This window comes from Brucella tritici, assembly GCF_902825325.1.
GTDB lineage: Bacteria > Pseudomonadota > Alphaproteobacteria > Rhizobiales > Rhizobiaceae > Brucella.
In genome coordinates, this window is record NZ_CADEAR010000078.1 from 1 (window position 1) to 447 (window position 447).

A 447-nucleotide genomic window follows, 5' to 3' on the forward strand; every position below is an offset into this window, starting at 1 on the left:
GTTGCCCTTGCCATCATAAGCGGTATGCAATGGCCCAAGTCCGAGTTCCGGTTCCGCAACTACTGCATCGCGGGGCTTGATCTTGTCGTCGAAAAGTTCGTCGAACTTGCGAACGTCGAACACGGTAACGGTCGGCGATAGCTTACCGTTGGCGACCACGTGGATACCGTCTGGCGCGGTGTTGATACCATGCGGGCTGTTCGGCACGGGAATGTAACGGGTATACTTGGAACCGTGACGTCCATCGATGACCGGTACACCGTTGATTTCCTTGAAATCGCCCTTGGCAACCGCCTCTTCGATACGCTTCAGGTTGAAGATTACGATCCAGTCCTGCTCGCTCGACATCATTTCGGCGAGCGTCGTGCCCTCCTCCGAATTGTAGCAGGTGGCAAAAGCGTACTTGCCCTGATAATCGCAGTCGACATTGTCGAGATTGCCGTCAAC

1 pseudogene is annotated in these 447 nt (G+C 55.0%); it reads right to left on the reverse strand.

The annotated features are described in order from the left end of the window. Positions 1-447 (reverse strand): annotated as a pseudogene (locus tag HWX93_RS22740) (TAT-dependent nitrous-oxide reductase); the annotation flags it as partial.